This is a genomic window from Parendozoicomonas callyspongiae (assembly GCF_023502345.1).
Lineage (GTDB): Bacteria > Pseudomonadota > Gammaproteobacteria > Pseudomonadales > Endozoicomonadaceae > Sansalvadorimonas > Sansalvadorimonas callyspongiae.
Map to the genome: position 1 here is coordinate 1 of NZ_JAMFLX010000030.1, position 26,224 is coordinate 26,224.

At 48.7% G+C, this 26,224-nt stretch carries 25 protein-coding genes; 8 read left to right on the plus strand and 17 right to left on the minus strand.

Features of this window, described 5'->3' with window-relative positions; genetic code table 11:
* Positions 1-953: 953 nt before the first annotated feature.
* Both M3P05_RS17250 and M3P05_RS17255 read left to right on the plus strand, forming a co-directional pair.
* The gene (locus tag M3P05_RS17250) at positions 954-1,733 is read left to right on the plus strand and encodes an AAA family ATPase (protein ID WP_249701304.1); all 780 of its coding nucleotides are present in this window, start codon (positions 954-956) and stop codon (positions 1,731-1,733) included.
* Positions 1,734-1,842: 109 nt separating this feature from the next.
* On the plus strand, positions 1,843-2,496 hold the full coding sequence (locus tag M3P05_RS17255) for a metallophosphoesterase (RefSeq protein WP_249701305.1): 654 nt from the start codon (positions 1,843-1,845) through the stop codon (positions 2,494-2,496).
* A gap of 1,041 nt (positions 2,497-3,537) precedes the next feature.
* On the opposite strand, the gene glpC is transcribed toward M3P05_RS17255, so the two are convergent.
* The 3 genes from glpC to glpA are packed head-to-tail and all read right to left on the minus strand — an operon-like array spanning position 3,538 to position 7,752.
* Positions 3,538-4,749 (minus strand): anaerobic glycerol-3-phosphate dehydrogenase subunit GlpC, encoded by a 1,212-nt coding sequence (glpC, locus tag M3P05_RS17260; protein WP_249701306.1) that lies wholly within the window; start codon positions 4,747-4,749, stop codon positions 3,538-3,540.
* Entirely contained in the window at positions 4,749-6,014 is a 1,266-nt protein-coding gene (gene glpB, locus M3P05_RS17265; RefSeq protein ID WP_249701307.1) for a glycerol-3-phosphate dehydrogenase subunit GlpB, read from the minus strand. The genes glpC and glpB overlap by 1 nt, the downstream gene beginning before the upstream one ends.
* Complete coding sequence (glpA, locus tag M3P05_RS17270) at positions 6,004-7,752, minus strand: anaerobic glycerol-3-phosphate dehydrogenase subunit A (protein WP_249701309.1); 1,749 nt, start codon at positions 7,750-7,752, stop codon at positions 6,004-6,006. Before glpA ends, glpB begins: the two co-directional genes overlap by 11 nt.
* A gap of 246 nt (positions 7,753-7,998) precedes the next feature.
* Between glpA and M3P05_RS17275 the strand changes: the two genes are divergently transcribed.
* Positions 7,999-8,838, plus strand: coding sequence for an MIP/aquaporin family protein (locus tag M3P05_RS17275; RefSeq protein ID WP_249701310.1), 840 nt, complete (start codon positions 7,999-8,001; stop codon positions 8,836-8,838).
* Positions 8,839-8,990: 152 nt separating this feature from the next.
* Entirely contained in the window at positions 8,991-10,484 is a 1,494-nt protein-coding gene (glpK, locus tag M3P05_RS17280; protein WP_408635952.1) for a glycerol kinase GlpK, read from the plus strand.
* A gap of 85 nt (positions 10,485-10,569) precedes the next feature.
* Here the strand turns inward: glpK and M3P05_RS17285 are convergent, their stop codons facing one another.
* The 10 genes from M3P05_RS17285 to M3P05_RS17330 form a co-directional block, all read right to left on the minus strand.
* Positions 10,570-11,259, minus strand: a complete 690-nt coding sequence (locus tag M3P05_RS17285) for a PASTA domain-containing protein (protein WP_249701312.1) — start codon at positions 11,257-11,259, stop codon at positions 10,570-10,572.
* Between the two features lie 18 nt (positions 11,260-11,277).
* The gene (locus M3P05_RS17290; RefSeq protein ID WP_249701313.1) at positions 11,278-12,381 is read right to left on the minus strand and encodes a PASTA domain-containing protein; all 1,104 of its coding nucleotides are present in this window, start codon (positions 12,379-12,381) and stop codon (positions 11,278-11,280) included.
* Positions 12,382-12,383: 2 nt separating this feature from the next.
* The gene (locus M3P05_RS17295) at positions 12,384-13,046 is read right to left on the minus strand and encodes a hypothetical protein (protein WP_249701314.1); all 663 of its coding nucleotides are present in this window, start codon (positions 13,044-13,046) and stop codon (positions 12,384-12,386) included.
* Positions 13,043-14,035 (minus strand): hypothetical protein, encoded by a 993-nt coding sequence (locus M3P05_RS17300; protein WP_249701315.1) that lies wholly within the window; start codon positions 14,033-14,035, stop codon positions 13,043-13,045. Before M3P05_RS17300 ends, M3P05_RS17295 begins: the two co-directional genes overlap by 4 nt.
* A 133-nt stretch (positions 14,036-14,168) precedes the next feature.
* Positions 14,169-14,726 carry a hypothetical protein gene (locus tag M3P05_RS17305; RefSeq protein ID WP_249701316.1) on the minus strand — a complete coding sequence of 186 codons (558 nt, stop codon included), beginning with the start codon at positions 14,724-14,726 and terminating at the stop codon, positions 14,169-14,171.
* 14 nt (positions 14,727-14,740) lie between these two features.
* Complete coding sequence (locus M3P05_RS17310) at positions 14,741-15,541, minus strand: hypothetical protein (protein ID WP_249701317.1); 801 nt, start codon at positions 15,539-15,541, stop codon at positions 14,741-14,743.
* A gap of 59 nt (positions 15,542-15,600) precedes the next feature.
* Complete coding sequence (locus M3P05_RS17315) at positions 15,601-16,068, minus strand: hypothetical protein (RefSeq protein ID WP_249701318.1); 468 nt, start codon at positions 16,066-16,068, stop codon at positions 15,601-15,603.
* A 5-nt stretch (positions 16,069-16,073) separates the two neighbouring features.
* A complete protein-coding gene (locus tag M3P05_RS17320; protein WP_249701319.1) occupies positions 16,074-17,840 on the minus strand; it encodes an OmpA family protein in 1,767 nt (588 codons plus the stop codon).
* A gap of 66 nt (positions 17,841-17,906) precedes the next feature.
* A complete protein-coding gene (locus M3P05_RS17325) occupies positions 17,907-18,488 on the minus strand; it encodes a hypothetical protein (RefSeq protein WP_249701320.1) in 582 nt (193 codons plus the stop codon).
* A gap of 69 nt (positions 18,489-18,557) precedes the next feature.
* On the minus strand, positions 18,558-19,661 hold the full coding sequence (locus M3P05_RS17330) for a hypothetical protein (protein WP_249701321.1): 1,104 nt from the start codon (positions 19,659-19,661) through the stop codon (positions 18,558-18,560).
* 223 nt (positions 19,662-19,884) lie between these two features.
* On the opposite strand from M3P05_RS17330, the gene M3P05_RS17335 reads away from it, so the two are divergent.
* On the plus strand, positions 19,885-20,595 hold the full coding sequence (locus M3P05_RS17335; RefSeq protein ID WP_249701322.1) for an NlpC/P60 family protein: 711 nt from the start codon (positions 19,885-19,887) through the stop codon (positions 20,593-20,595).
* 68 nt (positions 20,596-20,663) lie between these two features.
* Here the strand turns inward: M3P05_RS17335 and M3P05_RS17340 are convergent, their stop codons facing one another.
* Both M3P05_RS17340 and M3P05_RS17345 read right to left on the minus strand, forming a co-directional pair.
* Positions 20,664-21,614, minus strand: coding sequence for a lipase family protein (locus M3P05_RS17340; RefSeq protein WP_249701323.1), 951 nt, complete (start codon positions 21,612-21,614; stop codon positions 20,664-20,666).
* Positions 21,615-21,744: 130 nt separating this feature from the next.
* Positions 21,745-22,134, minus strand: a complete 390-nt coding sequence (locus M3P05_RS17345) for a hypothetical protein (protein ID WP_249701324.1) — start codon at positions 22,132-22,134, stop codon at positions 21,745-21,747.
* 65 nt (positions 22,135-22,199) lie between these two features.
* Here M3P05_RS17345 and M3P05_RS17350 point away from each other — a divergent pair, with 65 nt between their 5' ends.
* Together M3P05_RS17350 and M3P05_RS17355 are read left to right on the plus strand one after the other, a co-directional pair.
* Positions 22,200-22,580, plus strand: coding sequence for a LysE family translocator (locus M3P05_RS17350; RefSeq protein WP_283777859.1), 381 nt, complete (start codon positions 22,200-22,202; stop codon positions 22,578-22,580).
* Between the two features lie 103 nt (positions 22,581-22,683).
* On the plus strand, positions 22,684-23,169 hold the full coding sequence (locus M3P05_RS17355; protein ID WP_249701326.1) for a YbjN domain-containing protein: 486 nt from the start codon (positions 22,684-22,686) through the stop codon (positions 23,167-23,169).
* 45 nt (positions 23,170-23,214) lie between these two features.
* On the opposite strand, the gene M3P05_RS17360 is transcribed toward M3P05_RS17355, so the two are convergent.
* Positions 23,215-23,451, minus strand: a complete 237-nt coding sequence (locus M3P05_RS17360; protein ID WP_249701327.1) for an ACT domain-containing protein — start codon at positions 23,449-23,451, stop codon at positions 23,215-23,217.
* Positions 23,452-23,849: 398 nt separating this feature from the next.
* Between M3P05_RS17360 and M3P05_RS17365 the strand changes: the two genes are divergently transcribed.
* Positions 23,850-25,211 (plus strand): class II 3-deoxy-7-phosphoheptulonate synthase, encoded by a 1,362-nt coding sequence (locus tag M3P05_RS17365; RefSeq protein ID WP_249701328.1) that lies wholly within the window; start codon positions 23,850-23,852, stop codon positions 25,209-25,211.
* Positions 25,212-25,300: 89 nt separating this feature from the next.
* Here the strand turns inward: M3P05_RS17365 and M3P05_RS17370 are convergent, their stop codons facing one another.
* Positions 25,301-26,221, minus strand: coding sequence for a tetratricopeptide repeat protein (locus M3P05_RS17370; RefSeq protein WP_249701329.1), 921 nt, complete (start codon positions 26,219-26,221; stop codon positions 25,301-25,303).
* Positions 26,222-26,224: the final 3 nt, after the last annotated feature.

Consider the following 26,224-nt stretch of genomic DNA (forward strand, 5'->3'; position numbering starts at 1 on the left):
CTGATGCGGGGGCCTACACAAAAAATCGCTTATTCAGAGAGGGAACCCTGCTAGCCTGGAATTTCATGCTGCACCACAATTCCATAAGTGATTTCCTTATTTCATCCTGGCCTACTCTCCTGACTATTCCTATCAGGGCAAAGAGTAACAACCTGAATTTTGGTTTAAATCTTGGCCTTACCCTCTATAACTTCGGTCTAAATCTTTATCCTGAGTGGAGTATCTGGCGAAATGCAAACACCCGGGTTTTTCATTTGGAAAAAACTCCTGAAGGTATCAGCCTGACCCTTGAAACTCCCTCTGACTCAACCCCTCTCAATATAAAGATCCAATGGTCTGACATATCAGTGCTTTCAACCAGCGATCAAACTCAAGAATTTGCCAATAACAAAGCGCTCCTGCATTTAGCAACATCGGGGCAGCATCTAGGCTATTCCGGGGTCTGTTTATACCCAGTAGCGAGACGGGGATCATCCCCCCTGAACATCAAATATTCCTGGCTGTCTGCTGAGGGGGAGCAGAGGGCACTCACTTCAATCTATCTTGCTGATACCGAAAAAATGAGCTGGTGGACTGAAACTATCCAAGCGACAGACCCAAATGATGAACAGAGAAACCCATCTACGTTTGCCGACCCTCTCTCTCCCGATTTATTAATTCAAATAGCTAACCTCCGCCAGGGTATGATACACCCGTCCACTCCCGAGAAATGGCTGACAAGCTACCAGCAAAATGGTCACTTAAAGCTTTTTTCAGCCCCAGAGCACTTTAATATCTGGCTTTACCCGGGAGAAACCAGTTTGCTCTCACTTTACAGCGAATCAACTCCAGAATTTATTCTTGATGGTGGTAAACATTGGAAGCACAGCCTTGGGAATCTTACAGAACATCTCTCCTATCCTGTTTTCAATTCCTGGGCCCGTCTTCCCTTCAACCTGACTCGCTTTTTCTCAGTGAGTATTTCTTCCATGGTAGGCGCCGAACATGGAAATATCGCAGGAGAGGAAGCTCAGCAAGAGAGCAACTGGCAGTACTCACACCAACAGAGAGACTGGGAAGAATTTGAGCGAGAGAGACAGGCTAATTTTGAAAGAATATGGGGCGAACGAAACCAAGAGTTTGACCGGCGGTGGGAGGAATATCACAGAGAATCCGGGAGACGCAGAGGAGGAGAACAACAGAGAGAACCTGAAAGACCATGGAAAGAAATTTGGGAAGAAACTCTGAGGGAACATGCCAGAGAAAGGGAAGAAACTCTGAGGGAACATGCCAGAGAAAGGGAAGCTCGATTTGCACAAATGAAGGCAGAGCAAGAAGCCAGTTATGAGCGTGCCAGAAGGAATCTCGAGGATTTACAAGAACAATTACGTCGAATGAAAGCTGAGATTTATGCAGGCCCCATTCGCTCGCATATTGATAAATACAATCAGCTTTTGATATTTTCTGGAGGGCTTGATAACTTTTTTCTCAGGCAACTGCCAACCCTTTCAACAATTAAGTCCTTTCGCCGACAACTCAATATCAGAACTCATCCAGATAAAAATGATGGAAAAACAGAAGATCTGTTTAAAAACATTAACATCCATCTGGATGTCATTAAAGCAAACATTGAGCAAGCTGCTGAAAATAAAGTGACTCTTCCAGAAAATTTGGGTTTCACAAATATTGGTGACCTTTTGAATGAACTCCGACCTCTTCCAAGAGGTACCCTGATGATAACTGCACCTCCATAATTGATTTAAATGACCGGCTTCTCAAAATAAAAGTTGCCAGAGGCTGGTCAAATCCTCCAGACTTTGGGGTCTTTCAATAAGACCGGCTCTCAAAGGCTCACAAAAGATTATGTTCCTGCAATCATTCAAGCCCAATACTCAAGGCCGAGACTTCGTAATTGGTGATCTGCACGGCATGTATGATCTACTGATGGAGAAGCTTGAATCTGTTGAGTTTAACTATGATAAAGACCGCTGCTTCAGCTGCGGCGACCTGATAGACCGGGGCCCTGATTCGGCAAAATGTATCTCCCTGATCCACCAGCCCTGGTTCTTTCCAGCCAGAGGAAACCATGAAGACACACTGATCAGGGTTGCTCGAGAAAAACCAACCGAGGTTTTGGATAACTGGGTTGCCAATGGCGGTGAATGGCACCTGGATCTCTCCGATAATGAGATGAAAAGCTTTGCTGATCAACTGGATCAGCTTCCCTACCTGATTGAAGTGGAACTCAGCAATGACAGGCATATTGCCATCTGCCATGCCCAGTTTCCCCTTAACCATTGGGCGCCTGATAAGATTGAAGGTAACGTAGAACTGACTGAACAGATGCAGTGGCGGCGGGATAAGGTTCAAACCCTGGATAAGTCAGTCGTGCAAGGCATTGATGAGATTTACTGTGGACATACAATCGTCGCTGAACCTGTGACTCTGGGTAATACCCACTTTATTGATACCGGGGCCTATGCCAGCGAAGTGCTTACCTTACTTAAACTGTATTAATAATTCAGATTGAAACTCTTATTCCAAAACTGTTGCATACTATTTCAACTATTATTTCCCGACCCCATTCCCCCAGATCATTTTGATTTAAATTTTTTAAAATAACATAATTAAGAAGTATCCATAACGTGATTACAAAAAAAATATCATTAGAAACAAATATTCAATAACTGAATAAAGAACTCGATTAAATAAATAACATTTAATACAAACACCCATTCCTGAAACATCATTTTAGGTAGATTCACACTTGTTAAAATAGCAAGTACTCCCCTCTACAAAACAGATTCAAGATTTTTAGTTTTACTTCCTTGCCTTATTACTATTCGGGAATTATTTTGAAGAGCTTATATTTTTCCATTAACCCTTAATGAGAAGCAAGAATGAACATTAGAGCCAAACTGTCTCAAGCATTTTTTTGCTCTGGTTTATTGCTCTTATGTACATGTAAGACCATCGCTCACGATATACCTCCCGCTCTACTGGCAGCTCCCGCTGGTTTAATTGATGCCGGGTATCTTGAATACAGTCCGTCACCAAATTACAGCAGAACTAAAAAAGTTCTTGATGAGGTGGCAGTACCAGCAGGACTAAACTACCTCACAAGTTATGGTCTGGCTTACACCTCGTCTTATTTGCTAGGAGCCTGTCGGACTTAACCGACCGTAGCGAGAAAAAGTCCGGTTTGAGCCAGTTTTTAGAAGCACTTGAGGTAATAGTGGTTCTATTTGACGAAAGTGGTTCTAAAAACTGGCCAAATCCGGCTCTTTCTAGTTACAGGTATCAATCCATAAATGATGTAATGACAGATCCTCGCCGTGTAAGGCATCAGCTGCTTCGCAGGGTACACCCTGATCGTCCAGGCAGCGATACCTATCAAAACATATCAAACGCGGTTATCGATTTGCTGGGAAGAATTGGAACGCTAAGAAGCCATGCAAACAGCCGAGGACTCACTCTGCAAGATAGACGTTTCTAAGTTGCTTGGCATAAGGAGCCACCTTTGACTTTTTCAAAAATGGCTCCTTACAACTCATCTAATCAGACATCCAAAGCCCTGGCCAACAGGCTGACCGGATGAATCACCTCGGCAGACGTACTCATCTCGATCTGCATCTTGCAGGTTTCACAATCGGTTACGATATAGTCAAACTCACCTTCCTCGATCTGGTGGAACAGGGGTTCACCAATATCCTGAGAGGTGTTGTAGTTTTCCTTTTTAAAACCGTAGGTGCCGGCAATACCACAGCAGTTGGATTCCAGCTGGTGTAACTGCAGCCCGGGAATTTCCCGCAGCAGGCTGAGGGTATGAAGAACACCGCCACTGCGAATCAGGTGACAGGGGCTGTGATAACCAACCCGCAGATTAACCGGCTTCAGTTCAGGCTTGTTGCCGTTTTTAAATTCCTGGGTCAGGAACCGGGTGATGTAGTTCACCTGCTGATGGGGATTGCCTTCGGTCTCACCCAGCATTCGGGGATAATCTTCCCTCAGCATAAAGGCACAGCTTGAAGATGTTGAGATAACACATTCGCTGCCGCTATCGATAGCCTGCTCAATAGAGTCGGTATTAAACCGGGCATTGGCTTTGGCTTTCTTATGGAAGCCATTGGCGACCAGGGGAACACCACAGCACTTCTCTTTCTTGAGCAGCTGAACACCAATATTCATGGCGTTCAGTACTTTGATGGTGTCGATACCCAGCTCAGGCAGGTTGTAGTTCACAAAGCAACCATGGAAATAGCTGACATTGCGGGCAAACACCTGCTTGTCTTCCAGCTCGGCTTTATACCAGCTGCGGAAACTCTTGTGGGCATAAGGAGGGAACTGACGACGCTGGTCAATACCCAGGGCTTTGTGCATGACCACCTTGGCAGTCTTGGTTTTGGTGACCGCATTGACGATAGGTGCCGTGCCCCGGGTCATGGTGCCCATCAGGTCGGTATGACTCAGCAGGAACTCACGAATCTTGAATTTGTTACCCTTGCCATAACGAGCCTTGGCATCGGCGATAATATCGCTGATATGCACATCCGATGGACAGGCCACTTCACAGCGCTTACAACCCGTGCAGTATTTCAGGGCTTCATCCAGGAAATCCGGGCTTTTCAGGCGCAGACGCTCACCATCAGGGCCACACTGCTTCGGGCCGGGAAAATCCGGACGCACACTGGCAACCGGGCACCGAGAAGAGCAGGCCGTGCACTTCAGACAGCTGTCAAATGAGCGGTCACTATCCTTAAACAGATTCATTACAGCCCCATCTTCTCAATCACTTCACCAGCCGCTTTCCAGGCTGTACTGATAGCCACACCACCACCAGAGCCTTCAATAATCGGGTCATAACCCGCCAGCAGCGCTCCGGCCACATGAAGGTTCTCTATGCTCTGCCCGTTAATGCTGGGCTGAAGGTGTTTGTTGAACACAACACCGGTCCGGTTAAAGCCATGACCTTCACGGGCAAGGAAACGGCTGTCACAGAACTCTTCACTGGCCTGCATATCCAGACCAAACACCGGTTCACTGACACCCTGCTGTTTACTGGTCATGCCTTTACTGAAGTAGCTTCCCGTTGTCAGGATATAATGATTGGCTTCCAGAATATCATCAGGTGTTTGAACAGATTCAACACGACCATTACTCACTACACCCTGTTTAACTGGCACAGCTGGCACATAAAAACCACCCAGAGCTGCAAAGCGGCTGCGCAGAGCCCTTAACAGACCAATGCCGTGTACCGAAGGAGGCAGGGTTGCCACTTCGATAATGTTCAGACCGGTCCGGCGACGCAACTCTTCCAGCCAGTTGCGTCCGGCAACATTAAGGCAGGCCGGCATGGCAACCAGGTCAGCATCCCCAACTTTTTCCAGCAGCGTTGAGCTGATCAGTTCGATATCACTCTCACCAATCGCCCGTGCCAACTGGGTGGAACGCATGGTGTCTGCCGTAGCACCACTGCCATTTTCCAGTGGCAGGGTAATATTCAGGCTACTGACACACACATGCTCAAAGGCTTTATTGGTTTTCAGTCCGGCGGAAGCCAGTTCCGGCATAAAATCGAGGAAGCCGGTGAAGTTCACAAAGACAACACGACGAATCTCATCAAAATCCCAGTCCAGGGTGCCAGCTGTTGGCTGACTCAACCAGGCCGGACGAAGTGCTCCAGCTGCGGTTAAACGCCAGTGATTCTCTTCCAGAATCTTGGCTGTGACCAGCTTTAAACCAGTCTCAGCCACCTGCCCCTGGAACCAGTCCAGAGCGCGATAGACACTGTTACCGCCCAAAAGAGCGTAAGGATGATCGGGCTGTTCGACAATCAACCGTCCAATACCCTGGAACGGATGACGAACCGGCATGCCGGACGTATCCATACCCAGTACATCAATGGCACCGGATGAAAATGTCAGCGCACTTTCACCGGAGGATAACACCGTGACCTTCAATCCGGCTTCCGCACAGCGAATACCTGCGGTCAGACCAGCCAGACCGCCACCAATTACCAGACAATCATGCTTCATGATGCGTGTCCTTCTGTGCTGTCTGTTTCGCTTCCTGTTCGCATTGGGTTTCTTCAGATTCCGGTTCCTGGATCTCAAGAAGAGGCTTGGCCTCATCTTTCTGCAGGCTGCTCAGTCCCAGAAGACCTTCCTGTACCCAATAACTGAATTCCGCTTCACGCAGTGCATCACCCCAGAGTATTGGGCGCACTCCTTTCCAGCGCTCATCAACAAAGTCATGCAGGCTGTCCAGCACCACCTCACCATCTTCACGGCTGCTGGCCAGCAGTCCTGCTACACGGCAGGCACACATCTCACCCTGGCATGGCCCCATACCAACACGGGTACGGCGGCGCAGGTCAGACAGTGTACGGGCGTTGAGTTTGTCGATAGCGTAGAGAATCTCGCCACGGGTCACGACTTCACATTCACAGACGACAGCGTTATTCCAGTTGCTGTCTTCCTTCATAAAGTTACGGGCCCGGTCACCGTGACGGTAAACGGCAGAACCGGCCACACTGTTGGGAATGGAGGAGCCAGGAAGGCTGTAACCTGTCTTACGGGCTTCGCGGGTTTTACGACCCATGGCTTCTGGCAGGTTGGCACCTGGCAGAGCACGTTTCGCTGTTTCACAGGGCTTGGTGACACCCAGATGACGGGCTGCCATATCAGTAGCGACTTCCGCCATCAGACGACAGGTCATCAGCTTGCCGCCGGTAATGGTAATCAAACCATTCAGAGCATCTTTTTCAGCATGATCAATGGCCACCAGACCACGGCTGATACTGCGACCACCGCTGCTGTTGGTCTCGGACACCAGAGGACGAACGCCACAGTAAGCACGCAGGATACGGGTATCCATCATGGACGGAGCCAGCTTGCTACCCTCTGCCAAAAGCACCCGCACCTCGTCTTCGGTCACTTCCAGATTATCCAGCTGATCTTTCTCAACATGGGTGGAGGTGGTTCCAATAACGGATACCGTATCGCCGGGCACCAGGATATCGGCATCACCAGGTTTACGACAGCGGTTGATAACCATGCTGTTCATCCGGTAGCCCATAATCAACAGGGCACCACGGGAGTGATACATATCTACCGAGAGATCGGCATACTCCATCACCTCATGGCACCAGGCACCGGATGCGTTGATAACCTGTCGGGAATAAATTTCAAACATCTCGCCAGTGCGCATATCGCAGCACCGGACACCCTGGACATAACCCAGGCGGATAATCAAACCGACAGCTTTGGTATAATTGAGCAGTGTTCCGCCATGCTCTCTGGCATCAAGAATACTGGCTGATGTCAGACGGAAAGGATCAATGGTTCCGTCAGGAATGCGAACAGCCCCGATCAGGTCAGGGTTAACGGAGGGTTCAAGTCGAATAGCCTCTTCAGGTGTCAGAACCTGTGTCTCTATTCCTGCACTGGCACAGCCGTCAACAAACTGTTTCTGAAAATCCAGGCCATCTTCCGGCAGAGAAATAAACAGGCCATCGGTCTCTTCAACACAGTGGCCGGCAATTTTTTTCAGAGTCCGGTTCTCCTCAATGCACTCACGGGCGGAATGTCCATCCGTTACCGCATACCGAGCACCGGAGTGAAGCAAACCATGGTTACGCCCTGTGGTTCCACTGGCTATATCGCCTCTTTCTACAAGAATGGTGTGCATGCCGCGCAGGCAGCAATCTCTAAATACACTGGCTCCCGTTGCGCCACCGCCAATGACGACAACATCTGCCTCCAAGCGTCTCATAGTAATCAAGCCCAATAATAAGTGCGGCCATATTACTCCGTGTCATCTTCTGTTTTGTTGATACAGAACAAAGCGATTTTTTCGAAAAAACAAGCTGTTAGAAAATTTTCACCACCTTCTTAGTAATTCCCGTAGATTGCTGTGTTAAAACGTTTTTCTTGACGATCATCAATTAACAATTTCAAACACAAACGAATAATGAGCTCGTTTTTGAACTGATCGCCAACCAACTTTCTGGAGAAGACCATGAAGCGCGACACCCTTCCCGGCGAATGCTTTGCCGAGTTTCTTGGTACAGCCTTATTGATTATTTTTGGTGCAGGTGTTGTTGCCTCACTTGTTGTTGCAGGCGCCTCATTCGGGCAATGGGAAATCAGTATTACCTGGGGCTTCGCAGTCTCCCTGGCGGTCTATGTAACCGGCGGCGTATCCGGTGCTCACATTAACCCAGCGGTAACAATTGCCCTGACTCTGTTCAAGGGTTTCGAGAAGCGTAAAGTGCTTCCTTTCATCGGCTCCCAGGTACTGGGCGCATTCGTTGGTGCAGCTCTGGTTTACATGATGTACCAGCCACTGTTCGAGCAGTTCGAAGCTGTTAACAACATCACCCGCGGCAGCCTGGACAGTCTGGCTACTGCCGGCATCTTCTCCACTTATGCCAACTCCTCTATCAGCGTTTTCCAGGCTTTCCTGGTTGAAGTATTCATCACTGCTCTGCTGATGTGCTGCATCCTGGGTCTGGGTGACGATCGCAACGGTGCTCCTAAAGGTGCCATGCCTCCTCTGCTGATCGGTATACTAATTGCTGTTATCGGTGCCTCTTTTGGTCCGCTGACCGGCTTTGCCATGAACCCTGCCCGTGATTTCGGTCCTAAGCTGTTCGCCTTCCTGGCTGGCTGGGGTGATGTAGCCATGACCGGCGGCCGTGATATTCCTTACTTCCTGGTTCCGATCTTTGCTCCAATCGTTGGTGCCTGCCTGGGTGCATTTGTCTACACCCGCGGTATTGAAACTCAGCTGGACCTGAAAGAGTGCGGCACCCCAGGTTGCGAAATTCGCGAAGATTCTGCTGACGCAGCAGCCTAAATAAACTAATAAGCATTGGAAAATGCCTTGTTTCAGCGGGCATTTTCCTCAACTGAACCACCCTGGCGGATAAGCAGTCTCGGAGCGGTTTACCAAACACCTGCTGCCTGTCCGCAATTACCTTTACCGTATCTCACGATAAGGACATGACAATGAGCGACGAAAAATTCATTCTGTCTCTTGACCAAGGCACCACCAGTAGCCGTGCCGTCCTGTTCAACCGCAAGGGTGAAATTGTGGGCATGGCCCAGCAGGAATTCACTCAGATCTATCCTCAGGCTGGCTGGGTTGAACATGACCCGATGGAAATCTGGTCTACCCAGCGTGGTGTGATGACCCAGGTTCTGGCCAAAACCGATACCAAGCCAGAGCAGGTTGCTGCCATCAGTATCACCAACCAGCGTGAAACTACCGTTGTTTGGGACAAGAACACCGGCAAGCCTGTCTACAACGCTATCGTATGGCAGTGCCGCCGTACCGCAAACACCTGCGAGCAGATGAAGCGTGACGGACTGGAAGACTATGTTCGTGAAAACACCGGCCTTGTGGTTGATGCCTACTTCTCCGGCACCAAGGTTGCGTGGATTCTGGATAACGTTGAAGGCGCACGTGAAAAAGCCGAAAAAGGCGAGCTGCTGTTCGGTACTGTTGACTCCTGGCTGACCTGGAAGCTGACCGAAGGTCGTGTACACGTGACTGACGTAACCAACGCTTCCCGTACCATGCTGTTCAACATCAAGTCCCTGGAGTGGGACGAGAAGATGATGAAAGCTCTGAACGTTCCTGCCAGCATGCTGCCAGAAGTGAAGTCCAGCTCTGAAGTGTATGGTGAAGCCAACCTGAACGGCACCATGGTGCCCATCGCAGGTATCGCCGGTGACCAGCAGGCTGCTCTGTTCGGTCAGCTGGCTCTTGAAAAAGGCATGGCCAAGAACACTTACGGTACTGGCTGCTTCCTGCTGATGAACACTGGTGAAGAGCCAGTTAAATCTGAAAACGGTCTGCTGACTACCATTGCCTACGGTCTGGACGGCAAGGTTAACTACGCTCTGGAAGGTTCCGTATTTGTTGCCGGTGCCAGCATCCAATGGCTGCGCGATGAAATGGGCCTGATCCGTGATGCAGCTGACTCCGAATACTTCGCCTCCAAGGTAGAAGACACTAACGGTGTTTATGTTGTTCCTGCCTTCGTTGGTCTGGGTGCTCCTTACTGGGATGCCTATGCCCGCGGTACTATCGTTGGTCTGACCCGTGGCGCCAACCGTAACCACATTGTTCGCGCAACTCTGGAATCTCTGGCCTATCAGTCCCGTGATGTACTGGATGCCATGCAGAAGGATGCCGGCCTGCAGCTGAACCAGGTGAACGTCGATGGTGGTGCAGTTGCCAACAACTTCCTGATGCAGTTCCAGTCTGACATTCTGGGTACCAGCGTTGTTCGTCCTAAGGTTATCGAAACCACTGCTGCCGGTTCTGCTTACCTGGCCGGTCTGGCTGTCGGCTACTGGGAAGGCATCGATGATCTGCGCAAGAATGTTGGCGTTGATCGCGTGTTCGAAGCCGATATGACTGAAGAGAAGCGTGAAAAGCTGTACAAGGGCTGGACTCGCGCCGTTGAGCGCAGCCGTGCATGGGAAGAAGAGTAACCCATCGCTCTTATTAGCAAGCTAGATCGCTAGACTCCAAGCAAAGCCGCCTTCGGCGGTTTTGCTTATTCTGAAAAAGAAAAAATCATTTAACTGTTAAATAGATTTTATCACCGGCACTTACCACAACCGGTTCTTCTTCATCAAAACCTGGTAGCTGCCTGAGAACCTTTGCAGAGGCGGCAGGTTCATCAATAGTCACACCCTGCTGATTAATATAAACGGTATCAAGACCCAGTGAATCCAGCAGTTGTTCAGCATCGTTAGCTTTCAACCCAACCAGCTTTGGCAACACTCTTAACTCATCAGCGCCCCCAGGTGCAGGAACCGGAACGATTTTAAATGTGAGTTTGGCACTGACATCAGCCTGATAGCCATATTTGTTGGCATACCCGGCATCGACAGGGGTTGCAAACATTCGTGGTTTTAACGCTGGCGTGTCGAGTCCAGCTCGTGCAAGTGCTGTTGATACGGCAGCCTTCCGTGTTTTTGAAACAGCTGGCTGTATACTGCTGCTCTGCTTGGGTCCCAGACGCAGTGCGACTTTCACCTCCCCTGTTGTTTCTGGGAGAGTATAAAAAGTCGGCTTGTAGCCAATTGCCCGGAGAATCTCCAGGGCTTTCTCGCCCCCTTCCGTATAAATCTCCAGTGTCTTGGCAATGGAAGCTTCATCCAGTGCCTGTTGGGCATCAGCCACCCCCTGTCCGACAGAGGCAATAACATCCCCAAGGGGAGAAACCACAACATCCTGCACCAGGTTTTTAATATTCCGCATTTTGCCTACCTGCTGTTCTTATTCTGCTGCAAAAACAACTCTTACCAGACTGTTAACCGGCTTTGGTGTTCCTGCCTTTGGAGACTGTGCAATAGCCTGCCCCGGTGTAAACCTGGAGGTTTCCTCAACCGACTGACTGATAGCTTCATATCGCAGACCAACGGCAGACAGCACCCTCTGTACAACACTCTCTGTAAACCCGGACAGGTCAGGCACGTCAATACTGCGATCGTCTGTCAGGTTTCTATCTGCACTGAAGCCCAGCTTGAGAGTGGCTGCGTTCTGACCCGCATCCTGGCCATCACTTAATCTTGACAGGGCAATCTGCCCGTCATTGCTCACAGCACCCTTCAACTCCATCTGGATATTATCAACACGAAACTGCCTCCGCCTTTTACTCATAAAATCATTTGCACTGTCGATTTGATCACCAATGTTCCGGGTAAGATTATCCAAACTGGTGAACCGTGTCGTTTCATCCCTGAATTTTTTATTTTCAGTTTCAAGCAGATCGGCACGTTTTTGCTGATCCTTGGTGTGTTTTTTTAATTTCTTGATCTCAAGATCGGCATTGGTTAACCGTGTTTTTATACTGCGAATCTCGTTATCACGGGTCTTTATTTCAGTGTCTTTCTTTATTAGTGCCTGCTGGGATTTGAGTTCTATGGTTTTGAACTTGATAAGCTCTTTATCAAAAGCTTCCAACGAGGCCTTAGGTGTAGGCGATAAGTTAGCGGCCCTGGGCTTTTTAACAGTGGCTAGGTCTTCGTAAGATATCCCGGCTCTCATGGCCACAAATTTCATATTGTTTGCCTGCTGGTTGACCTGCCCAAAGTCACACCTCAACAGCTGACTGCGACTGTCATACCTCATGGAGCAGTCTTCAGAGATCGCACTTCTCGAACGGGTGACAATAACAGATAGACGCAAACTGGGAGCAGAGTTACCACTCGAAGAAAAATTTACTTTCTTGATAAAGCTGCCTTTCGAATCTGTGCGAACAGTAAACAGAGATGTCCATGCATTCTTGGTTAAAGAGAAATACTCACAATAAACAGTTTTGTTGACTGAGGGTTTTCCATCGCTGGTTACCACTTTGGCTCTGACTTCAACCTGTTTCATTGTTATTTATCCGCAATAACTGTTATTTGTTTTTTCTGCTGGGCATATTCTGCACTGACAACCACCGAGCACCTTGGGGGTATCTGACTGCCAAGAGCCAGGGTTGTTTTTGCCTGCCCCTGCCCGTCTGTCACCAGAATGGCGTCAGACAACTTGGCAGACCGCACCGTCTTGGCATACATTGACTCGGCTCTGGCCGAACGCAAAACACCACTGCCTGCACTTAATGCAGTGGAAGCTTCAATATCCAGATTCAGCTCAACAGCAGCATCGGACACCGGTTCTCCATTGGTATCAACCACGGTTATTGACAGGTCGTGTTTTTTCACACCCCTCTTTTCAGATTTGAAATCGATCATTGGCAGTGGAAGCCCTTCCCCCGGAGGAACAACAACAAAGCGTCCTGAAATCTTGCTGGAAATTTCACCTTTCTGATTTTTTACCGTTCCCACTCTCAACTTCTTAAAACCAGCCGCTTCCTCTGTCACCGTCATATCAACATTAATTTCAAAGTCCAGATACGGCAGCTGATACCTGGGAACTGGCCGTCCAAACCGGTCCGTACTTGGGCTGGTATTGAGAATATCCTGTGCGTCACGCAATCCGTCAGCCAGAGAAACCAAAAGCTCCTCCAACGACTCGGAAGCAAACTGGCTGTTACTCATATTTTATCAACCTCACGCTTATTCTTTTGACGCTTCTTCTGTAATTGCTGCGCTCTTTCCCGCCGCTTTTGATCTCGTGCTTCCTGCTGCCGCTTTTCCCGCATTTTGGCGAGAGCCCTTTCGCGATTCTTTTTCATGCGTTCAAAGAGATCACCGGATCCCCCGGTTTCTGAGCTGAGCCGCTTTCGTGAACGCTCTACATAAGGGCCAAACCGATCCATCGCTCCCCGGATGCCATTGTCTTTTTTCTTCCAGAAGTCATCCACTTTCTTCACATTTCTCTGGGGAGCATCCAGAGCTCTGTTCACTCCACCCAGATACTTGTCCGCTGAATTGATGGCTTTAACAGCTTTAAGATTTTTGATTTCTTCCCGGTCCTTATGAAGACCTTCTTTCTCCAGCTGCTTATCAAGTTGGCGAAACTGGTCAGCAGCATCCTTCACTTGACCATGTGCTCTCTTTACTGGTCTGGAGGCCCGATCCAAAGGTGACAGCTTATCTCTGACTTTGTCCCTTAATCCCTGCCTTTCTCGATCTCTGGCATTCAACCAGTTGTTGACCGGCTCGGTAAAATCACGCAGGCCGGTCCGCAGACTTTGTTCCCAACCAAGGCTGCTGTTGTTTTGAACCGTTGACTTCCTTCTTGCCTCTCTTTCCTGTTTCCTGCTGGAGCCGTCTGCACGCTGCTTCTCCCAGGTCATCTGTTCCATGCGACGCTCAGCCAGGCTGGCTACAGGGTAACTTCTCTTCAGAAAACCTCCCTCCGACTCATCACCAGAAGACAGATTGCGCATGGTATCTTCCAGCTCCTTGCGCTGCTCGATAAGTGCATCAAGTTTCGGAGATAGCCCGGCCATATCATCAAACCCCTTTCCGGCAGAACCGAATGGAGGCGCTTTTTTATTCTGACCTGCCTGATTCCGGCCGCCACTCTGGTCAGCTATCTCCTCAAAACTTGATTGCTTATCTTTCCATGAATTTCCAGGCATATTTCTTTGCCTTACAAGCCCTCTACCTTCACCATGGAAATGCCCACTGCTGTTTCATTTTTCGGGGTGGGCATTTCCCGCTCATGGCTGTTTGTGGGCCTTTACCTTAAGAGCCCACCAGCCTTCAGCTCGACTATTTTGTCTTAGCCTCACTCGCGGTAATCATGGCCCGTATACGCTCCTCCAGAAGTGCCGGTGCCGGAACAGGAACCAGTTTGGTTCGCATCAAAGAACTTCCCTCCGCAGAGTACTGATACTTTGATGAATAACTGGCACTGACCGTCGATACCCTCATGGATGCTGATGCCGAGAAAAAGCCAACCTTACCCTTAACTTTGGCGCTGACCGTTTTACTCGAGCGTTTGAAGTTGGTCTCTCTTGACATGGAAATCGACATTTTCAGTTCTATTAACGTGTCAACAAACTGATAAAAGCTGGGAACAAATCCCAGCTCCAGCAGGCTGTACTGATTCCCATCACCCAAGGCAACCAGCTGGTTTCTCTTAGGCTCAGATGCAACCGGTGCGGCATCTGGGTCTTCCGGTTCATCATCCGGTTCGTACCCTGCCATCATGCGCGCAATCTTCAGAGAAACCAGATCAAGCTCATACTGGGCTTCAGCGATACCAACCCCGAGTGTTTTCACCATTTCAGGAAATGGTGCATTCAAGAGTTCAGTTCCTACCGACATTGCCCATTCCTCTGTTATTTAGTCTTGGGGGGTTCCGGTGTATCCAGCCCGCGTTTCTTGCGTTCTGTTTCAACTCGGACCTGCTTTCTCTGCTCTTCATGCTCCATAAAGTTGCGAATACGCTCCTCAAGAACGGCCGGAGGAGGAACCGGAGTCAATTTTGTTCTCAGGAGACTGGCGCCCTCTGCAGAAAATGAGTATTTGGAGGAGTAGCTTGCATCAACCTGGGAGGTATTCACTGTTGATGTTCTGGTCACCCGATTACTGGTTCCCCAGAAGCTCCGCTTACGCTTGTAAGTTGAAGACTTGTCCGTGAGTTTCTTGGATCTGTCGTATTTTCTCTCTTTAGTTCTTGTAATCTTTATCGCAATTTTCACTTCAATGATGGTATCAACAAACTGATAGAATGTCGGAGTGAATCCTAACTCCATCATGGACATACGGATCGGGACGCGAATTTCGGAGTCATCGGTTATTGGTTCTCCCTTTACGTCTTTTCCCTTGTCCTGAATCTTGTCGAGCATTTCATCAAGCTTGATGACATCATCACCCATTGTTCCGGTCAGTGCGTCATCGATAAGGGCATAAGCGCGGGCTTCTTTCATGCTCATATAGTCATAACCAAAGAAGACCCGACTGTCATCGAAGCTGACTTCGCCTTTCTCATCGTAGACGGTTGTCAGCCCCCCCATCATCTCTGCGACATTGATGGAATTCTCGTCAAGCTCATACTGTGCATCGGCAATGGCGGTGGCCATCTGCTTGATCATGTCACCCATGGGAACATTTAGCAGTTCCTGTCCAATTGCAGCCATGTGTCACCTCGTTTGTTTGTGCATTCTTGTAATTGTTGGCACTGTCTTTCTATGGCCAGTTATTCAATGACCTGCTCATACTGACGCTTTATTAACTGCGTAAAAACATCCGGGGCAGGCAAGGAGACCAGTCGGGCAGCTATTGAGCTGGCTCCCTCCGTTGATACAGAAAACTTTCGGGCATAAGAAACATCAATGGAGGCTGCTGCCATGAAAACGCCATAGTTCACGCCAGCCTGTACACCAACAGACACAGATGTTTCCGTTGACTCCGTCATGGTAAAACTCAGCTTGGCCTCTACCGTTGCTTCTGAAAAAGAGTAAAAAGCCGGTACAAAACCAAGGCTGAGAAGATTGTAAGACTCCTCACCAATCTCAACTTCTGTCTCCGCCATAGTCTTCGCCAGCTCAACTGAGTTGGAGTCCAAAGCGAACTGCGCCTGGGCAATAGCCAGCCCGAGCTTTTCAATGATCTGCGGTAAAGGCGCCGAAACCAGCGCCCTTGTGACTGCGGGTGTTTCAGCCATGGCCTTTACCCCTCATTGTCCAGAAACTCTTTTATGGTCTCGAGAAACTGCGGAGGCGCCGGAATTGAGACCAGCCTGGCCGCAATACTCGAATTACCGGTCACATTCATTTCAAATTGACGGGAGTAACGGGCATCCACTGTCGCACCAACGGCAACAGAGCGGTTACCTTTACTCTGCTTTGTCATGTTTGAGGTTTTACTGAGGGTAAACTGACTGGATATTGTGACTCCTTCAGTGCTGTCGAGCCTGATATTCCTGCTGGAGTTAGTGACCAGTGTCAGGGCAAATTTATCCCCATTCTTACTGACAGTGACAATATTCCTGCGAGCTGAGGCTTTCAGTCCGCTGTTGGTATCACTGTTAATATCATCTGCAAGGTTTTTGGCGTAGGCCGGTGCACTTTTCACTGTAAACCCGCCCGCAGCATCACCGCGATATGGATAGGTGTGACCATCAATAGTCACCGCCTTGTTCTCAAGCTGCAGCGCCCGCTTATCAAACAGGTAAATAAAACCATTATCTGCAGAGGAATCCCCAACTTTGTTGGGAGCAACACTGTCAAGACCGGGGCCACCATTCTTGGCTCTTACCAGCAGCCAGTGGCCGGTGTGGCCGGACTTACGGATTTCAACTTTCCTGTGAACAGGGTTGTCTGTTCCGGGGCTGTCACCAGCGCCGCGAGCAGCCTGATCACCTTTTGATTCGATAACATTCAGTTTTGAGTCATTCACCCCAAAAGAGCGCAGGATACTGAAAACTTCAATTGCCCGATTATTGCCCAGGTCCTTATTAAGCTGATCAGAAGCTGATTTATCAGCATACTGCTGAGTATCTGCAAATCCTTCTATATCAACGCTAAAGCCCAGCTTGCTGATCACATAAGCAAGAACCTGCAGATAATCCTGCTGACTGCTTGAGATGGTATGTTTACCGATCTCAAACATAACCGGCTTAAATGCTCCACCTTCCGCAATATGATCGACATTGTAATTCTTGGCTGTTATCGCTGATGCTACATGCGTGGCATAAGTTGCCAGATCACCTTTGGCTGATGTCTGAACTTTGATATCCGGTGAACTGTTCAGGACATATTCCGTATCGCCATTGGTTGAAATCCGGATAATTCCGGCGTTGCTCTCTCCACCATGAAAAGCGATTGTATTGCCATTGACCGTGACATGCTTTGGATCAGCAGTTGAGTTGATAGCAATAGTTGAGGGTTTCAGTTGATAAAGGACGCGATCGATCCCACTCTCTTTATCACCTACCAGCGCATCCTGCAGGCTTTCAATTCGTTCGGCCGGTGATGAACCTGACAACTGGAAATTCTTGCCGTTAACAACAAGGGCTCCTGCAGAAGCCGAGGTAATTTCAACACTGGCCTTACGGGTTTGCGTAGACTTCTTGCTCCCACTTTCCTTATAAGTTTCGCTGGCACTTTCATTACTGGAATCAGAAGAATCGCTTTTATAAGAACCGCCAATATTCAGCCCAAGGCTTAAATCCTTCTGAACCCGCAGACTCAACTGCATTGAACATTTCAAATCTGCATACTGGTAATGGTAAAACGCTGGTGATAAACCCAGATCAAGAAGTGTTTTACCTCCCAGGCCCTCAATAGGTTCAATAAACTCAGCGATCTGTTGAACAGAGTTATCATCAAGTGCTTTCTGGGCTTCAGCGATCCCCAACCCGAGATTCTTGATAAACTCTGCAACACTGGCATCCGCCAGAATCTGACCAGGTTTCAGTCCATCATATTCCGCCATGGCGCCCTCCCCGAAGTGCCTTCAAGCGTTCATGTAAGGATCTGAACTACTGCTATCCTTATTGTTTTATATGGGTGTTCCTAATAAAACACCACTGCCTTTTCTTGCTTTCCCGTTATCAAGAGGTCTGGCATTTTTTTCATCAACCATCCCCTTGCGTACCACAAAATATCGATGCTTATTTTGCAAAACTGTCAGCCTGAAACTATCAATCGAAAGTCCGCGATTTAGATACCCAAGTACTTCTTCACTAAGGGGTAAAACACCCTTTCCAGCAACTGCACACGCATCAGACAGACAGGCTTTTGCACTGGTGTAATCTCCAGAGCGGATATAAATCATCGCGCATCTCTCAAGAACCGAGCCATGATCTTTCCTGTGCAGAGGCGTATCGACAGTTAGTGTTTGATAATGGTCATCAGCCTTCAGGCAGAACTCAATAACTTCTGAGTAGGAGCCAGTTAACTCCAGGCTCTCCAGAACACACTGGGTATAGTGCCGAAAAAACACTTCAGGAGCCTTAAGCGAAACAGCTCTGCGGATTGCTTCCCGGTAATGCTCCAGAGCCTCATCATGCCGGTTCTTTAATGCCAAAACTTTGCCATACTCAGCAATTGCATAATGCAAAGCATGTGCTGAATTCTTCACAGATATTTTCTCTGCTTCTTTTTTGGTTCTATTGTGCGCTGTTGATGTGACCACTTTATGACTCTCAACTCAAAGCTCACTAACAAGTTCAACGGTTGCTCCCGCTGATTCCAGAGAGCGCCGAATAACTCTTGCCTGAATTTCCGGGAAAGCACAGGGTAGAGTTGCAGGTATTTCCTGCAGTGTTTCCCCTATAGAAAATGCGTCTAACACTTCATTTACATAAGACAGATCCTGAGCATTGATAACTTTCAACCCCAGTGACTGGAAAGTAATAAGGTGTGCCGACACGGGTATATCTGTCTTGTAAAAGTCGTCTAACACCCTGTCTAGAGACGTTTTTGGCAGGGATTCAATAATTGTTACCGGAGCGGCTTGTACAACCTGAGCTAACAGGTTCTCAGGAATATCAGTATTTCTGCGAAAGCAATCAATCTGTGCATCAGTTAGATCACTGACTGAGGAATCAAGCTGAATATCAAATCTAAGAAAAGCCTGATTTACAACTTTCAGGCCAGCATTAGCCTTATATCTCTGCCATATATCCTCAAGCCGACTAATTTCTATACTGCTCGCAACAAGGCCCGATTCGCCTAACAGTGGAATGCCCCTGGATTTAAGGTCATCCAGCAGGCGTCTTCGTATCACTTCAGGAAGCTCTCCGACAAAGACATCATAAAGGGTTTTATTTTGGGGACAGGCGAGTAAGTCAGCATCTCCATCAAGTAATGCTTCAAGTGCTGCCACCGTTGCCCTGCTGACTGAACCCAGCACAACGCCTGGCGGGTTTAGAAGTGCCTGAACAGCATCACTCTCGGATAATCCAATGAACTTTGACAGCTTGTTGGCAACAGTTGTCAGCTTTGAGGCCTCCTGCAAATACAAAGAGATGTCATATAGCTCAGGCGTTTCCTGAACAAAGCCTCCCATTTCCACTACCCTGGCTTCATAACCAATACTCTCCAGCAGCTCATTAAGCTGTTCAGCAACATTCCGATCTACTTTTTCTACCAGAACGGCAGGGGCAGTATAGAGGCAGCGAACTACTTCAGAGGCTGGTCGCCCCAAACCTTTGGCTACAGCTGCTGCAGATGCAGGAGTCCCACGACCGATAGACTCTATCAATACACAATATGTATTGGATGAATGAACTGTTTGCGAAGACTGGCACACAAGAAGCTACCTGCAGCTAATTATTGTTTATTATTTAGGCGGTACTGCATGAAGCATTATTATGCTACATAGTACGTATGTACCCCTCAATCATTAACCATCATTCGCCTGACTTATGTCAACAGAATGTAAGCAAGGCCAATTACTTACATGACTTACTGATTTAATATGTGATAAGCGAAGTTGTGTCATATGAAAACAATAACAACAGGACACTCAACAAATGAACATAAAAGACATCCAACAAGCCCTGCAGTCTGCGGGGTTTGACCCCGGTCCGATTGATGGTATCAGAGGGCGGAAAACAATCCTGGCCATCAAAGCCTTTCAGCAGGCAAATAACTTAATCAGCGATGGACTTGTCGGTCCCAAAACAAGAGCTGTCCTTCTTGAAGGTGTTGAAACTGCCCCTAATCCTGAATTCAGCATCCCAACAACCATTCCATGGTTGGAAACAGCCTTCGAACTGATTGGCACTCAGGAAAAACGTGGTAGTGAATCCAATGAGGCTATTATCGGATGGGCTGAGGATCTGGAGATTACCGCATATAACGATGATGATATCCCATGGTGTGGGTTATTTGTTGCCCACTGTGTCGGCTCTCAAATGCCGGAAGAACCACTCCCCGTAAACCCTCTGGGAGCGCGACAGTGGGCAAGGTTTGGCCACGAAGTTTCACCAAGACTGGGAGCCGTCATGGTTTTCTGGCGCGGAAGCCCCAGTGGCTGGAAAGGACATGTAGGGCTTTACTGGGCAGAGGACGATGAAGCCTACCATATTCTTGGTGGGAATCAGTCCAATGCCGTCACAGTCACCAGAATTTCAAGAAAACGATTACTCACTGCCAGATGGCCTCACACTGGCCTGGCCGTTGATTGTATTACTCGACGTGCGTCTACCAAAGGAAAGCTGCTATCTACAAATGAAGCATGAACGGATATCAGGTTGCTCCCATCATCTTCTGATTAAGAGCCTGGGAGCAACCTTCATTCGATAACTTATTAAGCTGGCTCATCTTCCACGCCCAGACAGCGTTTTCCTGCGTAATATGAAAGCTTGGCAGAATACGTCTCAATCGAGTGATCTGTAATTGGCACACTCATGCTGACATCCATCATTCTTTTCAGCATTCGCACTGCGCGATCAATAATCGGTGGATTATGTAATAACTGCAGATCACTGTAATCAGGGCGACAGCCTGTCAGGTATCTCATATCACCATGATGACGATAGCCGGATACACTATCCAGCCACCTGATTAACCATTGACTGATATAGGGAATCTTAATCACTTCCAGTATTCCGCTTAAAACACTAGTCATATGCGCAGGTGGGATTCTGGGAACGCCATCAGAAGCATTCACAACGCGGTAAATCGGGGTTTTAATAGAATCACTAAAACTGATCGATGCAACCCGGGGGCTACCGAATGTATAGCAGGCTCCAACACTGTTATCAGCAAGATACTTGGTAGCCATTAGTGCCAAAGCACCGCCCAGTGAGTGACCTGTTAAATATAGAGGGTATCCATTTTTTTTCAGGCCCTGTAGTGATCCTTCAATGTCTTTACGAATATCTCTGAATGCCTGGTAAAAGCCACTGTGAATCCTGTCACCATTCATTTCAACCATGGCAGCTTTCAGATCTATTTTAATGTCTTCAATTTTCTTTTCAGTTCCACGAAAAGCCAGCACATTGATTTTGAATTTATCACTGTAAGCAAGGAAGGCCTGCGTCCCCCCCTGATTAAATACGTCACGCAAAACAAACTCGCCACTTTCCAAGTGGACAGAAAGCTGATTCTTAGCATCTTCTGCTGTAAGTTCTTTTTCTGAGAGTAACTTCTTCAGAATCTTTTTAACTTTCTTTGAATCAGTTTCTTCAGCCAGGCTTTGGGCTCGCTCTTCAAGATCGACACTCCCTTCAAAGCGGAAGTATGCCAGCCGAGACATCTCAGCCATCATTCCTGCAGCTCTATCACTGTATGCAGCCCTACTAACTGGAGGCTGTAATCGATTATTATTATTAAAATACATTGCTGCTCCTCCCCTTTTTGAGCCTATCACAGGCCCCTGCTATGGCTCAAACTATCCTTTTCGGTTTAATTTTATCTCTATCACTCGATAACGCAGTTTTGAGTAGTTGATATTTCAGTCCGCTTCTGTTTAGAAGCATGCTGCCCTGGCGTGATATACCAAAGATGGAGCGATTTCCTGGCATCCGAGATCTCGCGCGCTGCCATATGCTTGCTTGAACTCCTGGCAGGCTCTTAGAGCAGAGCTCAGAGCTTCCAGTGACGGTTTCCAAGAGTGACTCCGTTTTAAGACGTTCTATCAGGCAACCAGCAGGCATCTCAGGTTGCTTATTTTCAAGCAGGGCTATCTGTTCAGGATGCTGCAACAGAAGATGATCGCACAACAGGCTCACAATCAGGCCACGCTCTGATCCTTCAACGTCTTGCTGTTTGCTCAACCTGTTCCAGCCACTTCACGTCTTCCAGTCCTGCATAAAACCTCGACCAGCCATCTCTGATCTGGCTGGGTATTTCCAGTCTGAAGCAGATGCTGTTGGGGCATGGATTACCTGTGCAGGATACCGAGAGTAGAGAGCTATCGGTTGACCGTTGGCGCTCTTACCGTGAAGGAGCACTGTCCAATGTTTTGAATCCCAAGACAGTGATCTTCTATATGGCTTTTCTGCCGCAGTTTATCAGTCCTGAAGGTTCTGCGTTCTGGCAGTCCCAGCCCCTGGCAGGATTGCACTTTGTTATCTGTATGTGCTGGCAGTGTTTCCTGGCGATTATGGTTGCCAGGGCCCGCCATCTTCTCGCTTCACCACGATTTTCTAAAGCATTCCACAGTATGACAGGAAGTGTGATTGTTATGCTCGGCGTGAAACTGGCATTAGCTAGACAGTAATCAGTAATACAATGGCGACTTAGTAAACAGGTATTAACATAAGTCGCTATTCCTACCTGTTTAGAGTACAGTGCCTCGATTTTTTTAAGTTTGGAAGATGAGTATGCAAGATCTGCTGGTACCGGATACTGCCTTGCTGGAGAAGTGGCTGAGTGACGCTGGTTATCAGTCGTATATCTGTGATCAGTGCAGCGGACTTCATATTTCCGCTTTGCAGACAATGGACGGCATCGTTGACAGTCGTCTCTTTGTTGAGCCCTGGGGAATGCTGTTTACCACGGAAATGGAAGTGCGCAATGCTGCGGTTATGGCAGTGGTTGCAGATCTTACACGTCTGAACATGTCTTTCCCGACCCTGAAACTGTTTCAGGATCTTCCTGATGAGTCTTCTCCAATGCTGATTGCTTCTTCAAGCATACTGACAACACAGGGACTGACTGTGCCGCAGTTCCAGGAATTTTTCGGTGTTGCCGTGGAAACAAAACGTCAGCTGTTACAGGAATGCCAGCAACTGCAGTATCTGGCTCAGGACACAGACCCAATGGTTATGCCGGAGTCCTCTTCCGAGGAAAAGACTCTACTGCATTAACCATTGTTCCTCTTGAATCTTATCTCTATAGCTATCGTTTGACTGTTACTGTCGACAGGGTGTCAGCGAGCGAATATCGCTTTCCTGAAGCAGGGCCAGAATCAGCGTATTCTGGCTGGTGCCCCCTGATACCAGGATATCGATCTCATAATGGTTACGGGCCGGGCAGAGAGATGCATTGAAGGCATACACATCAAAGCCACCAGTGCGGCTGTTGTTCAATACCCTTTCCAGGCAGCCCGGGGTGTTAGCTGCAATCAGCTTCAAGCGATAGTAATTCATTGGTCTTCTCCTCATTTGCAAGCGGCGGAACCATAAAAAAGCCCCCGGACCTTTCGGTGCGGGGGCTTTTTGGAAACTTGTCTTTTTCTAGACTGCAACTCCCCCCCGGCAAATGATCCCTTTAATCATACCGGTTTTAGTCATTTTGGTGGTGGAAGCTGTCAGTTTCATTTTTTGAAGTTTTTTCTCAATAATTCTTTAATGCATGAATGATATGTAAAGATTTTCCTGTTAACAAGGGAAAATATCCTGTTGTCAGGAATTCTGACACTTCAGTTATTTGTGATGTACTGAATGCTGGTTGCTGTTATTGTGTCAGGTTCATCTGATTGAAAATACAGAAGTGCAAAAAGCAGGGTATTTTCATGTCTGAACTAAGAAAAAGGGAGTGAATTTCCATGTCCATCTGGACGCCTGATAGCTGGAAGAATCATCAAGCCCTGCAGATGCCTGATTATCCTGATGATGTCAGGCTGCAAGAGGTTGAAGAGAAGTTGAAAAAGCAGCCTCCACTGGTCTTTGCCGGTGAGGTGCGAGCATTAACAGAGCAGCTGGCCAAGGTTGCTGACGGGCAGGCTTTTCTGCTGCAGGGGGGAGACTGCGCAGAGAGCTTTAAAGAGTTTAGTGCGGTCAATATTCGGGACACCTTTAAAGTCCTGATGCAGATGGCTGTGGTACTGACCTTTGGTGCCAGCTGTCCCGTAGTAAAAGTTGGCCGTATGGCAGGTCAGTTTGCCAAGCCGCGTTCCAAACCCACAGAAAGCCGTGATGGTGTTGAGCTTCCCACTTACCGTGGCGATATTGTGAACAGTAATGAGTTCACGCCTGAAGCGCGCATTCCGGATCCTGAGAGAATGCTGGCGGTTTACCACCAGGCAGCATCAACCCTGAACCTGCTGCGGGCTTTTGCCCAGGGTGGTCTGGCCTCTCTGGAGCAGGTTCATGCCTGGAATCTGGATTTTGTGAAAACCAGTCCGGAAGCCCAGTCTTACCATATGATGGCTGAGCGAATTGATGAAACGCTGGCCTTTATGCGTGCCTGTGGCATCACCGCAGAAAACAGCGCTGCTATTCGTGAAACCAGTTTCTATACCTCACACGAAGCACTGCTGCTGCCATATGAACAGGGTCTGACCCGCAAAGACAGTCTCACCGGTGACTGGTATGACTGTTCTGCCCATATGCTGTGGGTCGGTGACCGAACCCGCCAACCCGATGGAGCCCATATCGAGTTTGTCCGTGGCATCCATAACCCCATTGGTATCAAGGCTGGTCCTTCTCTCGATCCTGATGACCTGATCCAACTGCTGGATCAGGTCAACCCGGATAACCTTGCTGGGCGCAGTACCGTTATCGTTCGCATGGGTGCTGACAACGTTGAGAAAGGGCTTCCACCACTGATTCGTGCCGTTGAGAGGGAAGGGCGCAAGGTGGTCTGGAGTTCCGATCCCATGCACGGCAACACCATTACCGCTGGTGATTACAAGACCCGTGATGTAAACCGTGTCCTGCAGGAAGTTCGCAGTTTCTTCGCAGTCCACAGGGCTGAAGGTACCTATGCCGGTGGTGTTCACTTTGAGATGACCGGGCAGAATGTGACGGAGTGTCTGGGTGGCAGCCATGAGGTCACTGAGGAATCACTGGCTGACCGTTACCATACCCACTGCGATCCTCGCATGAATGCCAACCAGTCTCTGGAAATGGCGTTCCTGATTGCAGATACCCTGAAGCAGTGCCGGAAAGATCAGCAGGGTGAATAACCCGCTGTTTTTCTCTTAGAGCATAATGAAAAAGCCCAACTGATTTCAGTTGGGCTTTTTTGTGTCTGAAAGGCAGAAGGTGAGACGGCTTAGGCGCCTTGTCTTCTGATCTGCTGACGCTGGATAGTCTCAATAATTGATTGGGCGCTCTCACGGGCTTCCTGCAGCTCATCTTTGGACAGGCTTGCAGTCAGGTTCTGTAGAGGCTCCATAGCTGCGGAGAAACCACCTGCCAGAGCGACTGTGAGCCAGGCTACGGCCTGTTGCAGATCTTGATTATCTTCACTGTAACGGGCATGAAGTACACCCAGCAGGAACTGAGCCTGTGGGCTGCCCTGGAAAGCAGCTCGGCGGGACCAGTCCATGGCGATATCAGGATTGGCTTCTGCGCCAATACCCTTGGCATAGGACACACCCAGAATAACCTGTGACTTCATATGTCCCTGTTCGGCTGCTCTTTTGAACCAGTCGAGAGCAACGGCAGGGTCATTCTTAACCAGCTCACCATTGCCGCGGTACATCTGACCCATAAGATACTGGGACTCAGCCAGCCCATTCTCAGCTGCTTCCCGTGTCCACCTCAGGGCCGTTTTGTAATTCTGCTCAACACCTTCACCGTGGGCATACATCAGGGCCAGATTGTGTTGCGCGTGAACATGATCCTGCTCGGCAGCCTTGCTGTACCAGTGAACCGCTTTGGCATTGTCTTCAGTAATACCGTTACCCATATCCAGCATCACGGCCAGATTGTACTGGGCATCGGTATGGCCACTATCGGCTGCCATACGGAACCAGTCGATGGCTTTGGTTTCGTTCTTTGTTGTGCCCAGACCCTGGCTGTTCATCTGGCCCATCAGCCAGGCAGCCTGGGAATCACCAGACTTGGCAGCCTGATGGCACTGAATCAGGGCATCGGCATGTTTCTTGGATGAGAACAGGGACTGACATTGCTCGCTGCTGGCCAGAGCTGTTCCTGAGCATGCGAGAAGGGCAAACAGAAAACGCTTCATGAA